This is a genomic window from Kitasatospora sp. NE20-6 (assembly GCF_045862635.1).
The window spans coordinates 73,200-87,232 of sequence record NZ_BPRL01000034.1; the positions used below are offsets into that span (position 1 = coordinate 73,200).

The 14,033-nt window shown below is 72.0% G+C and carries 10 protein-coding genes; 8 read left to right on the forward strand and 2 right to left on the reverse strand.

What is annotated here, in order from left to right:
- The first annotated feature begins 129 nt into the window (after positions 1–129).
- The 5 genes from SNE206_RS22815 (at position 130) to SNE206_RS22835 (ending at position 8,818) form a co-directional block, all read left to right on the forward strand.
- Entirely contained in the window at positions 130–1,491 is a 1,362-nt protein-coding gene (locus SNE206_RS22815; RefSeq protein WP_407915334.1) for an ABC transporter substrate-binding protein, read from the forward strand.
- Between the two features lie 76 nt (positions 1,492–1,567).
- Complete coding sequence (locus tag SNE206_RS22820) at positions 1,568–2,584, forward strand: carbohydrate ABC transporter permease (protein ID WP_407915335.1); 1,017 nt, start codon at positions 1,568–1,570, stop codon at positions 2,582–2,584.
- On the forward strand, positions 2,581–3,528 hold the full coding sequence (locus tag SNE206_RS22825) for a carbohydrate ABC transporter permease (RefSeq protein ID WP_407915336.1): 948 nt from the start codon (positions 2,581–2,583) through the stop codon (positions 3,526–3,528). Before SNE206_RS22820 ends, SNE206_RS22825 begins: the two co-directional genes overlap by 4 nt.
- A 231-nt stretch (positions 3,529–3,759) precedes the next feature.
- Positions 3,760–6,882 (forward strand): Ig-like domain-containing protein, encoded by a 3,123-nt coding sequence (locus tag SNE206_RS22830; RefSeq protein WP_407915337.1) that lies wholly within the window; start codon positions 3,760–3,762, stop codon positions 6,880–6,882.
- A gap of 415 nt (positions 6,883–7,297) precedes the next feature.
- On the forward strand, positions 7,298–8,818 hold the full coding sequence (locus SNE206_RS22835) for a DUF4153 domain-containing protein (RefSeq protein ID WP_407915338.1): 1,521 nt from the start codon (positions 7,298–7,300) through the stop codon (positions 8,816–8,818).
- A 46-nt stretch (positions 8,819–8,864) separates the two neighbouring features.
- Here the strand turns inward: SNE206_RS22835 and SNE206_RS22840 are convergent, their stop codons facing one another.
- Entirely contained in the window at positions 8,865–10,412 is a 1,548-nt protein-coding gene (locus SNE206_RS22840) for an MFS transporter (RefSeq protein ID WP_407915339.1), read from the reverse strand.
- A gap of 276 nt (positions 10,413–10,688) precedes the next feature.
- Here SNE206_RS22840 and SNE206_RS22845 point away from each other — a divergent pair, with 276 nt between their 5' ends.
- From SNE206_RS22845 to SNE206_RS22855, 3 genes are all read left to right on the forward strand, one after another.
- Positions 10,689–11,399: a TetR/AcrR family transcriptional regulator gene (locus SNE206_RS22845; RefSeq protein WP_407915340.1), complete on the forward strand. Its 711-nt coding sequence runs from the start codon at positions 10,689–10,691 to the stop codon at positions 11,397–11,399.
- Positions 11,400–11,515: 116 nt separating this feature from the next.
- Complete coding sequence (locus SNE206_RS22850) at positions 11,516–12,199, forward strand: ribonuclease HII (protein WP_407915341.1); 684 nt, start codon at positions 11,516–11,518, stop codon at positions 12,197–12,199.
- Between the two features lie 311 nt (positions 12,200–12,510).
- Positions 12,511–12,969 (forward strand): hypothetical protein, encoded by a 459-nt coding sequence (locus SNE206_RS22855; RefSeq protein ID WP_407915342.1) that lies wholly within the window; start codon positions 12,511–12,513, stop codon positions 12,967–12,969.
- 43 nt (positions 12,970–13,012) lie between these two features.
- On the opposite strand, the gene SNE206_RS22860 is transcribed toward SNE206_RS22855, so the two are convergent.
- Positions 13,013–13,636 carry a hypothetical protein gene (locus SNE206_RS22860; RefSeq protein WP_407915343.1) on the reverse strand — a complete coding sequence of 208 codons (624 nt, stop codon included), beginning with the start codon at positions 13,634–13,636 and terminating at the stop codon, positions 13,013–13,015.
- Positions 13,637–14,033 lie beyond the last annotated feature (397 nt).

Genomic DNA, 14,033 nt, shown 5'->3' on the forward strand with positions numbered 1-14,033 from the left:
CAGCGACTGCTGGGCACAGCTCGATCAACCGGTTCAGCGCAGTGTTGTTCTGTCTTACGGCCGGCATCTCGGTGCCCTGGCGAGGAGGACCGCATTGACCACCACGACGATCGCCTGCGAGGCCTGCCGATGACTTCCCACACGCGGCGGCGCCTGCTGGCCGCCCCCGCCGTACTCGCCCTGGCACTCACTGCGGCGTGTTCGAACAGCTCCTCGAAGGACGATTCCGCCTCGTCCGCTGCACCGACCCTCACCGGCGACTGCGCCCAGTTCCAGCCGTACGCGGGTCACGCGGGCAAGAAGGTGACGATGTTCGCATCGATCCTCAGCCCGGAGTCCGACTCGCTGGAGAAGTCCTGGGCCGACTTCAGCAAATGTACGGGCATCAAGATCTCGTACGAGGGTTCCAACGACTTCGAGTCCCAGCTCCCCGTCCGGGTGAGCGGCGGCAACGCCCCGGACTTCGCGATCATCCCTCAGCCGGGCCTGCTCGCCCAGATGGTGAAGACCGGAAAGGTCGCCAAGCCGCCGGCGCAGACCGTCACCAACGAGGACAAGTGGAGCCCGGTCTGGAAGACCTACGGCTCCGTCAACGGCACCTTCTACGCGGCGCCGATGAGCGCCAACATGAAGTCGCTGGTCTGGTACTCGCCGAAGTCGTTCAAGCAGGCCGGCTACGAGGTGCCCAAGACCTGGGCCGAGCTGATGGGCCTCAGCAACAGGATCGCGACCTCGGGCGGCGCCAAGCCGTGGTGCGGCGGCATCGCCTCCGGCACCGCCACCGGCTGGCCGGCCACCGACTGGGTCGAGCAGGCCGTGCTCGGCTCGTACGGCGGTGACGTCTACGACCAGTGGGTCTCCCACAAGATCAAGTTCAGCGACGCGCAGATCACCGGCTCGATGAAGACGGTGGCCGACTGGATGCAGAACCCGGCGTTCGTCAACGCGGGCATCGGTGACGTGAAGTCGATCGCCACCACGACCTTCCAGGACGCGGGCGCCCCGATCCTCACCAACAAGTGCGCGATGCTGCAGCAGGCGTCGTTCTACCGCGCGCAGTGGCCCAAGGGCACCAAGATCGACCCGGACGGCGACATCTTCGCCTTCCACCTGCCGGCGGTGAACCCCGAGATCAAGAACCCGGTCATCGGCGGCGGCGAGTTCCTGGCCGCCTTCTCCGACCGGCCCGAGGTCCAGGCCGTGCAGAACTACCTGTCGAGCAGCGACTGGGCGAGCAGCCGGGTCAAGACCTCGCCCGGCTGGGTCTCCGCCAACCAGGGCGTGGACAAGAGCCTCTACACGGACCCGATCGACAAGCTGTCCGCCGAGGCGCTGACCGACCCGGCCGCCACCTTCCGGTTCGACGCCTCCGACCTGATGCCGGCCGCCGTCGGCGCGGGCCAGGAGTGGAAGTCGTTCACGGCGTGGTTCGCCGAGGGCCAGTCCATCCAGAAGGTGGCGGCCGACATCGACGCGGCCTGGCCGCAGTAACCGTCGGCCACCCCGGGCAGCGCGGGCTCCACCCACCCGCGCTGCCCCTCCCCATGTCCGAGGAAGGACCCTCCGCATGCCCACGGCACCGGTCCACGCCGTCCACCTCGCCGACTCGGCGTGGACGGACGCGACGATCAAGCTAGGCAACAGCGTCGGCGCGGTCGCCGGCTTTCTCGGCATCCTGCTCCTGGTCTTCTTCGCCGCGGGCCGGGCGAGCGGACGGCTCTCCCGGCCGCTGTCGATCGGCGTCATGCTGGGCCCGGCCGCGCTGCTGCTGGTGGTCGGCCTCATCGTGCCGCTCATCCGCACGGTGTACCTGAGCTTCTACAACGACGACTCGACGAAGGCGGTCGGCGGCCGCAACTACGGCTGGGCGTTCACCACCGACTCGATCCACCAGGTGCTGTGGAACACCTTCCAGTGGCTCGTCGTCGCCCCGCTGGCCGCCACCGGCGCGGGCCTGCTGCTCGCCCTGCTGGTCGACCGGATGCGCGGCCAGGCGATCTACAAGTCGCTGCTGTTCATGCCGATGGCGATCTCCCTCGTCGGCGCGTCGATCATCTGGAAGTTCGTCTACGAGGACCGCGACCCCTCCCAGCCGCAGATCGGCCTGCTCAGCCAGCTGGCCGTCAGCCTCGGCTGGGACGACCCGCCGAACTGGATCCTCAGCCACCCCCTCAACAACTTCCTGCTCATGATCGTCATGGTCTGGGTGCAGACCGGGTTCGCGATGGTCGTGCTGTCGGCGGCGATCAAGGCCATCCCGGACGAGATCACCGAGGCCGCCCGGCTCGACGGCGCCCGCGGCTTCCGGCTCTTCCGGTACGTGACCGTCCCGATGATCCGCACCACCCTGGTGGTGGTGCTCACCACGGTCATGATCACCACGCTGAAGGCCTTCGACATCGTGCGGACGATGACCGGCGGCAACTTCGGCACCCAGGTGCTCGCCAACGAGATGTACTCGCAGTCCTTCGTGCAGTTCAACGTCGGGCACGGCAGCGCACTCGCGGTGATCCTCTTCCTGGCCGTGACCCCCCTGGTGATCTACAACATCGTCCAGCTGCGCAAGGAGCGTGAGCACCGATGAGCGCCAAGCTCTCCCCGGCCACGCCCGCCGAGGGCGCACCGCCCGCACGGTCCGTACGGCGCGCGTTCAGCAGCCCGCTGGCCTCGCTGTTCATGATCGTGGTCACCGTGCTCTGGACCATCCCCACGATCGGCCTCCTGGTCACCTCGGTGCGCCCGGAGGAGGACGTGGCGTCCAGCGGCTGGTGGACGTTCTTCAGCGACCCGAACGCCACGCTGGACAACTACCACACGGTGCTGTTCGAGGGCGGGTTCGGCGTCAGCGGCGGTCTGTTGCCGTACCTGGTCAACTCGGTGGCGATCAGCATCCCGGCGACCGTCTTCCCGCTGGTGCTCGCCGCGATGGCCGCGTACGCGCTCGCCTGGGTGCGGTTCCGCGGCAGCGACGTGGTGTTCTTCCTGATCTTCGCGCTGCAGATCGTGCCGCTGCAGATGGCGCTGATCCCGCTGCTCCAGCTGTTCTCCGGCGGCGCCCACCTGGGCTCGGTCACGATCATCCCGGCCTTCGACCTGAGCGGGACGTACGCGCCGGTGTGGCTGGCGCACACGATGTTCGCGCTCCCGCTGGCGATCTTCCTGCTGCACAACTTCATCGCGCAGCTCCCGCGGGACATCATGGAGGCCGCCATCGTGGACGGCGCCTCGCACTTCAAGATCTTCCGGTCCATCGTGCTGCCGCTGTGCACGCCGGCGCTCGCCTCGTTCGCGATCTTCCAGTTCCTGTGGGTGTGGAACGACCTGCTGGTCGCCCTCACCTACGCGGGCGGCACGCCCGAGGTGGCGCCGATGACCGTACGGCTGGCGCAGCTCACGGGCTCCTTCGGCGGACGCTGGGAGCTGCTGACCGCAGGAGCGTTCCTGTCGCTGATCATTCCGCTGATCGTCTTCTTCGCCCTCCAGCGGTACTTCGTCCGGGGCCTGCTCGCGGGTTCCGTGAAGGGCTGACGCCGCCCGCCGATCCGCCCGCCGATCCGCCGCCGATCCGCCCGCCGGTCCGCACGCGGGCCGTGGGCCCGAACGCCCGCCGACCCTGCTCCGGGTCGGCGGGCGTTCCGTCTGACTGTGCGTGACATGGCCCAGGAATGTGTGGATTTCGAGGACGCACCCGCCGCCCGACCGGTAGACCGGTAGCGGCAGTTCCGCCTTTGATCCGGTGATCGGAATATGGGGGATGGTGTGAGGTTCAGAAGACGTCTGGCCGGCCTGGTGGCCGCCGTACTGGCCGGGGCCGTGCTGGCCACCGGGCCCGCCGCGGGGCCGGCGGCGGCGGCGGGCACCGCGACCCTCGGCAGCACCGCGATCGGCGGCTCCACCGACTCGGGTGACTCCAACCACATCAACACCTCCCGGTTCGTCACCGGGTCCACCGGCGGCACCGTCACCGGCATCAGCGTGCACGTCGGCGCCGTCGGAACGGCGCCCAACAACCAGTACCAGGTCGCGGTCTACGCCGACGCCGCCGGGAAGCCCGGCGCACTCGTCGCCTCCAGCCCCTCCGGCACCCTCACGGCCAACGCCTGGAACACCCTCGCCCTCAGCGCCCCGCTCAACGCCAACACCGCGTACTGGCTGGCGTACAACACCAACGGCACGAGCGGCGCCGTCAACAACCTGCACTACGCGAGCGGCGGCACCAGCGGCTACTCCACCGGCGGCACCGCCTACGGCACCTGGCCCGCCGCGTTCGGCGCGATGAGCTCCATGAGCGCCACCTTCTCCATCTACGCCACCTACACGCAGGACGGCGGCGGCACCACCCCGCCCGGCAGCGGCCCCGGCACCGAGGGCCCGATCCTGCTGGTCGGCAGCGCCTCCAGCCCGTACACCGCGTACTACGCCGAGATCCTCAAGGCCGAGGGCCTCAACTACTACCGGCGGACCGACCTCGCGGACGTCACCGCCGCCGCGCTCGCCGCCCACGACGTGGTGCTCCTCGCCGAGACGGCCCTCACCGCCGCCCAGGTCTCGATGTTCACCACCTGGACCAACGGCGGCGGCCGGCTGATCGCCATGCGTCCCGACAAGCAGCTCGCCGGCCTGCTCGGCCTCACCGCGACGACCGGCACCCTCGGCGACGCCTACCTCAGGATCGACACCGCCGCCGCCCCCGGCGCCGGCCTCACCGCCGACACCATCGGCTTCCACGGCACCGCCGACCGCTACACCCTCAACGGCGCCACCGCCGTCGCCACGCTCTACGACGACGCCACCACCGCCACCGCCAACCCGGCCGTCACCCTGCGCACCGCCGGCAGCGGCCGGGCCGCGGCCTTCACCTACGACCTCGCGAAGTCCGTCGTGCAGACCCGCCAGGGCAACATCGCCTGGGCCGGGCAGCAGCGCGACGGCACCGACGGCTACGAGGCCGCCGAGATGTTCTTCGGCACCAACGGCCAGGCCGACTGGAACGACCTCGGCAAGGCGCTGATCCCGATCGCCGACGAGCAGCAGCGGCTCCTCGCCAACCTCATCGGCCTGATGGACGCGCCGAACAAGCCGCTGCCCCGCTTCTGGTACTTCCCGCGCGACGTGAAGGCCGTCGTCGTGATGAGCGGCGACGACCACGGCATCGGCGGCACCGTCGGCCGCTGGGACAGCTACATCGGGCAGTCGCCCGCCGGGTGCTCCGTCGCGGACTGGGAGTGCGTGCGCGGCTCCTCGTACATCTACACCAACGACCCGATGACCGCCGCGCAGGCCCAGGCCTACACCGACGAGGGCTTCGAGGTGGGCGTGCACGTCACGACCAACTGCAAGCCGTGGGGCACCGCCGCCGACCTGCAGAGCCTCTACAGCAGCCAGCTGACCGCCTGGAAGGCCAAGTACGGCTCGCTGCCCGACCCGTCGAGCAGCCGCACGCACTGCGTGGAGTGGGACGACTGGGCGACGCAGGCGAAGACCAAGCTCGCCAACGGCATCCGGCTCGACATGGACTACTACTACTATCCGTCGGCCTTCGTGCAGGACCGGCCCGGCTACTTCAACGGCACCGGCATGATCATGAAGTTCGCCGACACCGACGGCAGCATCGTCGACGAGTACCAGGCCACCACGCAGCTCACCGACGAGTCCGGGCAGTCCTACCCGTCGACGATCACCGCGCTGCTCGACGGCGCGTACGGCAGCAAGGGCTACTACGCGGCGATCGGCGCCAACATCCACACCGACTTCGCCGCCTCCAGCGCCTCGGACGCGGTCATCGCGGCCGCGAAGGCCCGCGGCGTGCCGGTGGTCTCCGGCCGCCAGATGCTCACCTGGCTCGACGGCCGCAACGGCTCCGCCTTCACCGGCCTCGCCTGGAGCGGCTCCTCGCTCACCTTCGGCATCACCGGCGGCACCCGCGGCCTGCGCGCCATGGTGCCGGTCAACTCGGCCTCCGGCACGCTCACCGGGATCTCCCGGCAGGGGCAGACCGTGCCGTACCGGATCGAGACGGTCAAGGGCACGGCCTACGCCTTCTTCGACGGCACGGTCGGCTCGTACGCCGCCGTCTACGGCCAGGACACCACCGCACCCACCGTCACCGGGACCACCCCGGCCAACGGCGCGACCGGGGTGTCCGCCACCGGACCGGTGAAGTTCTCCTTCAGCGAGCCGCTGGACGCGGCGACGGTCACCTCCGCGGCCGTCACCCTGCGGACGACGAGCGGCGGCACGCCGGTGGCCGGCACGGTCACCTACGACGCGGCCACCAGCACGGCCGTCCTCACCCCGAGTGCCGCACTCGCCCTGACGACCGGTTACACCGCCACCGTCCAGGGGGTGAAGGACGTCGCGGGCAACGGTCTGGCCGGTCCGGTGAACGCCGCGTTCACCACGGCAGGGGCCCCGCCGCTGACCATCGGCTCCAGCACGGTCGGCACCCTCACCGACGACACCGACTCCAACCACCTGAACGGGTCCAAGGTCACCACCGGCTCGTCCCCGGTGGCGCTCACCTCGCTCAGCGTGCACGTCGGCACCGTCAGCGCGGCGCCCAACAACCAGTTCCAGCTGGCCGTCTACAGCGACAGCGCCGGCTCGCCGGGCACGCTCCTCACCTCGACGGCCTCCGGCACGCTGACGCCCAACGCCTGGAACTCGGTGCCGGTGTCCTTCACGCTGGCGGCGAACACCACGTACTGGTTCGTCTACAACAGCAACGGGACCGGCTCCACCGTCAACAACATGCACTTCTCCACCGGGGCCGCCGGCTCCGGCGCCTACAGCAACGCGGTGGTGCCGTTCGGCACCTGGCCCGCCACCTTCGGACCGGCGGTGAAGGACACCCTCGTCTACTCGCTCTACGGCGCCTACTGACGCCGGGTCGGCGGAGGGGGCTTGTGTCACAACTCTGCGACACAAGCCCCCGTCCGGTCATTTGAACCTGTTCAGAAATATCTCGGACGGCCTAGAGTCGCGATCACCGCCGCGGGGCCGAACCCCTGGATCCCGTGTGCCCCGCCACGTCCGAGGGGGACTCATGTCGAACCGGCCCGAGCAGAATCCGCCCGAGCCCGCACCACGTCCGGACCCCGCACCACGTCCGGGCCCCACGCCCGCCGACCCCTCGATCGCCCAGTCTTCGGGCGCGGAGCCTTCGGGTGCGGTTCCCCCGGCCCCGGCTGCGGCGGCGCCGTCCGCGCCGGGGGCCGGATCCCCGCCGTCGGGCGTTCGCCCGCCGGCGTCGGCGGGCTCGCGGGTACCGCCGCAAGGCGCCTTCGGGGCGGGCACGGTGTGGGCGCCCCCCGCCAAGGCGCCGGACCCCGCGTGGATCGTCGCCACCGCACCGACCCGTCCGGCGCTGCCGGGATTCGGCGTCGTGGGCGCCGGAGTGGCGGCCGGTCTGCTGGCGGCGGCCCTGCTCACCGACGGCCTCGGTGTCAACGTCCTGATCTGGGCCGTCGTCGGCGCCGTCGGGGCCGCGCTCGCCTCTGCCGCCGCAGGGCGCCGGGTCAGGCCGTGGACGGTCGTCTGGACGCTCTCGGCGCTGGTGCTGCTGCTCGTACCCGCCCTCACGGAGGCGTCCTGGCCGGTGGTCCTGGCCGTGCTCGCCGCGACCGCCGCCGGATCGCTCGCCCTGCACGGCGGACGCCGCTGGCCCGGAGTCCTCCTGGGCGCGGTCGGCCTGTGGTCGCACCTGGTCCCCGGCCTGGCGTGGGCGGTCGTGGCGCTGCGCACCCGCCGCTACCCGGCCCGGGCGCGGATGGCCTCGGTGGCCAAGGCCGCGGGCGTCTCCCTGGTGCTGCTGCTGGTCTTCGGCGGCCTCTTCGCGAGCGCGGACGCGGCCGTCGCCGAACTGCTCGGCGACCTGATGCCCGACGTCGACCTCGACGACTCGCCGCTGCAGCTGCTGCTGTTCCTCGTGGGGCTGCTCCTGGCGTTCGGCGCCGCGCACACCGCGGCCGGTCCGCGCCGCTTCGACCGCTACCCCGTGACTCCGGGCCGTGAGCGCGGCCGGCTGGAGTGGGGTCTGCCCATCGTCCTGCTGAACCTGCTGTTCGGAGGCTTCGCCGCCGTTCAGGCCGTGGTGTTCGTCGGCGGCTACGAATCGGTCATGCGCAAGCCGGGGGTCATTCCCGCCGAGTACGCCCGGCAGGGGTTCTGGCAGCTGCTGATCGTCACGCTGCTCGTCCTGGTCGTCGTGGCCCTCGCCCGCCGGTGGGCCCCCCGGTCGACGCCGCGGGACCGCTGGACGTCCACCGGGCTGCTCGCGCTGCTGTGCGCGCTGACCCTGGTGGTGGTCGGCTCGGCGCTGTACCGGATGCACCGCTACGTCGACGTGTTCGGGCTGACCCGGCTGCGGATCTCGGTGGCCGCCGTCGAGATCTGGCTCGGTGCGGTGCTCGTCCTGGTGATCGTCGGCAGCATCGCCGCCTCGGCGCGCTGGCTTCCCCGCGCCGTGGTGCTGAGCGCGGTGGCGGCGACCGCGGTCTTCGGGCTGATCAGCCCCGACGCCCTGATAGCCGAGCAGAACGTCCGCCGCTACGAGCACTCGGACACGATCGACGTCGCCTACCTGCGGAGCCTCTCCGCCGACGCGGTGCCCGCGTTGGACCGGCTCACCGGTGACCGCCGCACCTGCGCCCTGCAGGAGATCGCACGGGCGCTCGAAGAGGAACACCTGCCCTGGTACGCGACGAGCCTGGCCGAGGCCAGGGCCCGGGAGATCCTCCGTGACCGGCCGGTCCCTTCCGACCGGGCGGCGTGCGTCCGGGCGGGCGTGTCGCTGTACCGCTCGGTGGACGACTACTGACGGCCGGTGCGGCGGCGGACCCCGGGGCCCGCCGCCGCACGGTGCGTCAGACCGCGACGCCCGCCGGAGCTTCGGACGGGAGGTCGCTGGCCTTCGCCGTCACCATGAAGACCGCGACGAGCAGGGCCACCACCGCGAGGACGGCGCCCACGATGAAGCCCTGGCCGATGCCGTGCGCCAGGGTCTCGCTGTAGGCGGCGCTGCCCACCGGGAACTCGTGGGTGCGCTGGAACTGCTCGGCCTGCTCCGGGCTCGCGCTCTTGAGGAACCCCGGCACGAGCTCGGTGGCCTTCGACTTGGCGGCCGTGCTGAAGACGGTCGTCAGGATCGAGAGACCGAGGGCGCCGCCGATCTGCTGGACCGAGTTGAGCAGGCCCGAGGCCGCGCCGGTCTCGTGGTCGGACACGCCGGCCACCGCGATCAGCATGACCGGGACGAAGATCAGGCCCATGCCGAAGCCGAAGATCACCGTCGGGCCGAGGATGCCGTCCACGTAGCCGCTGTCGGCCTTGAGCTGGGTCAGCCAGGTCAGGCCGACGGCCACGAGGGCCGCTCCGCCCGCCATGAAGACCTTGGGACCGAGCTTCGCCTGGAAGGCCGACGCGATCTGCGCGGCCACGATGATCGCGGCACTGATCGGCAGGAATGCGAATCCGGCCTTCAGCGGGCTGTAGCCGACCACGGTCTGCACGAAGATCGTGATGTAGAAGAAGATGCCGAACATCGCCGCGGCGAGGCAGAGCATCATGATCAGGCCGCCGGTGCGGTTGCGGTTCCGGAAGAGGTGCAGCGGGGTGATGGGCTGCGCCGTCCGCCGCTCGATGACCACGAAGGCGGCGACGAGCACCGCGCCCAGCGCGAACGACCCCAGGGTCAGGGGCTCGGTCCAGCCGTCCGAGGCGGCACGGATGAAGCCGTAGACCAGGGCGACCAGGCCCACCGTCGAGGTGAGCGCGCCCGGCAGGTCGAACCGGCCGGGGCGGCGCTCCGACTCCTTGATGTACCGCGGGGCGGCGACCGCGATCAGGACGGCGATCGGCACGTTGACGAAGAACACCCAGCGCCAGTCGAGGTACTGGGTGAGCAGGCCGCCCGCCAGCAGGCCGATCGCGGCGCCGGATCCGGCGACCGCGGAGAAGACGCCGAACGCGCGGTTGCGGGCCGGGCCCTCCTCGAAGTTGCTGGCGATCAGGGCGAACGCGGTCGGCGAACAGATCGCGCCGCCGAGGCCCTGGAGGGCGCGGGCGGCGAGCAGCAGCGTGGAGTCCTGGGCGAACCCGCCCAGCAGCGAGGCGAAACCGAAGAGCAGCGCGCCCACGATGAAGACCCGGCGCCGGCCGAGGATGTCGCCGAGGCGTCCGCCGAGCAGCAGCAGGCCGCCGAAGGTGAGCGTGTAGGCGTTGATCACCCAGGAGAGGGTGGTGTCGGAGAAGCCGAGGTCGCCCTTGATCTGCGGGAGGGCGATGTTCACGATGGTCGCGTCGAGCACCACCATGAGCTGGGAGGCCGCGATGACGGCGAGGGTGATGCCCTGGCCCCGGCCCGGCCCGGCCTTCGGCGGTGAGGGTGGACTGAGTTTGTCGGAGATGGCCACGTGGTGTTCCCCCTGGTTGTCCGTGCGCTGTGAGGTGGTGCCGGTGGAGCCCGCGACGTGCGTGGATCCGCGGCCGCGCGACCGATGGCGGCGCACGAACACTGTCGAGGAACGGGCTCGTTCACTATCGTGGGACGATATCGGGTCGGAGATTGTGAACGCAAGCGTTCTTTGAGAGTGGTGACGATGGATCAGATGGTGCGGCGTCAGGCGTCGGACGGGCCGTCGGGGGCGGCCGCGGCCGGTTGTGCGCCCCCTGCGGCCGGGACGCGCGTCGTGCCCTCCCCGGGCGCCCCCGCGGCCCCCGTCGGCGTCCGCGTGGTGCCGTCCGCCCGCCCCACGCCCCCCTGCGCCGTGGGCGCTCCCGGCGCTCCGGCCCCGGACCGTGCGGCGCCCGCCCCCGGCGGTGTCGTCCAGTCGCGGCGACGCGGCCGCGCACTGGAGGGCGCGATCTTCGACGCGACCCTCGAACTCCTCACCTCCGGCGGATTCGCACGCTTGACGATGGAAGGCGTCGCCGGGGCAGCGCAGACCGGGAAGGCCGCGCTGTACCGGCGCTGGACGTCGAAGGCCGACCTGGTCGTGCAGGCCCTCGCCGCCACTCTTCCACCCCGCACCGACATCCCCGACCTCGGGTCGGTGCGCGCCGAGTTGATGCAGCTCGTGGCCGGCATGGGCGCGATCATGAACTCGCGGGCGGGAACGGCCATCCGCGTCCTGATGGCCGAGCTCGACCACGAACAGGCCTCCTCCTTCAAGGACTTCCTGCTCGGCCGGGTCCTGGAGCCGGCCAACGCGGCGACCCTCACCATCCTGCGGCGCGGCGAGATCCGCGGCGACGTCCGGACGGGGGCGGCCACGCAGATCGTCGCCGACGTCGCGCCCGCGATGATGCTCTTCCACGCCAAGGGCTGCGAGAACACGCTCGACGAGGCGTTCGCCGCGGAGCTGGTCGACCAGGTCCTGGTTCCCATGGTGCGGGCCTAGCCCCCGCCCCCACCGGCGCGGGCCCTCATCCGGTACGGGCCCCGCCCGGGCCGGTCGGGGCGGTGCCGCCGTGGACGTAGGCTGGTGGCCTCCGGAGCCCGACGAAACGGACCGCCATGCCCTACGACCCCCCGACCCACTCGGTCGAGCGCTCGCTGCGCCGGGCCGGAGCCGCCGTGGTGGCCGGCCTGGACGAGGTCGGACGCGGCGCCTGGGCCGGACCGGTCACCGTCGGCGCGGCCGTGACCGGGCTCCGCCGCGCCCCCGACGGCCTGACCGACTCGAAGCTGCTGACGGTGAAGCGCCGGGAAGCCCTCGCCCCGGTGCTCGCCGACTGGGTCACCGCCTACGCGCTCGGCCACGCGTCCCCGCAGGAGTGCGACGAACTCGGCATGACCGCCGCCCTCCGGCTCGCCGCCGGCCGGGCGCTCGCCGCCCTGCCCGTCCGTCCGGACGCCGTGATCCTCGACGGCAAGCACGACTACCTCGGCGGGCCCTGGCGGGTCCGTACGGTGATCAAGGGCGACCAGTCCTGCGTGTGCGTGTCCGCCGCGTCCGTCCTCGCCAAGGTGCAGCGCGACCGGTACATGGAGGAGCTCGGCGCCGAACACCCGGGCTACGGGTTCGAGGACAACGCCGGCTACCCCTCCCCGGTGCACCGCGCCGCACTGGAGGAGTTCGGGCCGACCGCCGAGCACCGGCTGTCCTGGGCCTACCTCGACGCGCTTCCGCGGTGGCAGCACCTGAAGCGCGAACGGACCCCCGAACCCGCGGACCAGCAGCTCACCCTGGGTTTCTGACGCCCCGCAGGCCCCCGCAGGCCCCCGCCGGGCGCGCCTCCGCGGGCCGCGGGCGGTGCTCAACAGGTGGGGCGCCCGTGCGCATCCGTCCGGCGTTTGATAGATATCCGGGTATGCCTGTCTTCCCCGAGGAGCCGGAGATTCACGAAAGTATCCCGGGCCCCGGCGTTCCCCTCCCCCACACGTCGGACGCACCCAGCCCCCGTATGCCTTCCGTCAACCCTGCTGCGTCCGGCGTCGTGCCGGGTCCGCGGCCCGCACCGCCCCGCCCGGCGCCGCCGAGACCCGCCGCGCCGCGGGCGTCCGGCACCGTGCCGGGGCCCCGTCCCGCCACCGGGTCCGGCTCCGCCGCGCGCCCGCAGTCCCCGACCGTCCGGCTCCTGCCGGCCACGCCGCAGGACGCACTCGGCTGCGCCGACGACGTCGTCGACGAGCTGCTGGAAGCCGGCCGCCGGCCCGGCGACGTGCTCGTGCTGACCGTCGGCGAAGCACACCCCTGGCAGCAGCACGAGCTGTCGTTCGGCGAGGAGCGCTACCGGGCGCAGCTCGCCGAGGCCGCCGACGTGTTCTACGCCGACGCTGCCGACTCCGCCGTCCGCGAGGCGCGCCGCGAGGTCGTCGTGCTCGTGGTCAACGCGAGCGGTGCCAACCGGGCCGGCAGCGCCGCCGTCCGGGCGGCCGGACTCGCGGGCTCCCTGCTCGTCGTCTGCGGCGGTACCGAGGCCGTCGCCCCGCTGTTCCCGGGCGCGGAGCGTCCCGTCCCGGCCTGACCCGGTCCGTCCCCGCGATGCTCAGCCGTGCCGTCGCCCGCCCTCAGCGGGCGGCGGCCCGGCGTATCGCGTCGAGCGGGGTCACCGCCGCGGACGGGCGGGTCCGCTCCGGTTCGCGGGCGCTGCGCGGCGGCAGTTCCGTCACCGTGTGCACCGGCCCGTCCGCCCACGAACCCGAGTGCGGGCTGCGCCCCCGCCAGTCGTGCCCGATCACGTGCCAGCCCGCGGGCGTGAGCGCGACGTACGAGCCGCAGCGCAGGCCGTGCAGTGCGGCCGCGTCACGGAGCGCCCACATCCAGGCGCCGTCCTGCTCCGTCCACTCCGGGATCCCTTCGCGGCAGCGCATCAGCACCGCGGTGCGCACGGGCGCGGCGAGCCGGAGGTCGTGCGGGATCACCTGCCGCAGGTGGGAGAGGATCGTGTTGCGGTGGTGCCAGCCGTCCGTGACGTGCTGGCGCGCCGAGAACGAGGCGGAGGCGGTCAGCTGGTGCGCGGCGTCCAGCACCGCGACCACCGTCGTGCCGGGCTGCGGCAGGTGCCGCTGGTGGAGCTCGCGGACGAACTGACGCGGGGCGCGGAGCATCGGAACACCGGACTCGACCCAGGCCTGCAGGGCGATGGTGCGTCCGGCGGAAGGATCCCGGCCGTGGTCGTTGCGGTTGATCACGGTCCTCCTTCCGGCCGTCTGCGGGCACACCTGTCCGCGGGTATGCCGAACACCGGGTCGTGCGACCGGGTGTCGGGTACTCTCCGATTCTCCCGTCAGATCAGTGCGAGCGGCAATGACGAGATAACGGCTGCCGCCCGAAAATCGGTGTTCTGTCGGATATATTCCACGGCCTGCGCTGACCCATTCGGCTGACGGGTGTGCGGCTGCGGGCCGAAGTGCCGGTTTCCTCCCGATGGCCGCCCGGTGAACCGCCCGTGCGCCCGCGGGGCCCCGTGGCTGCCGCCCTCAGGCCTGCCGCTGCCCCGTGCCCGCGACTGCCTCCGTGCACGCCGGAGCGGGGCGCCCCGGAATCGGTGGCGGGCCCCGGACGGCCCGGACCTGGACAGCTCGGGCT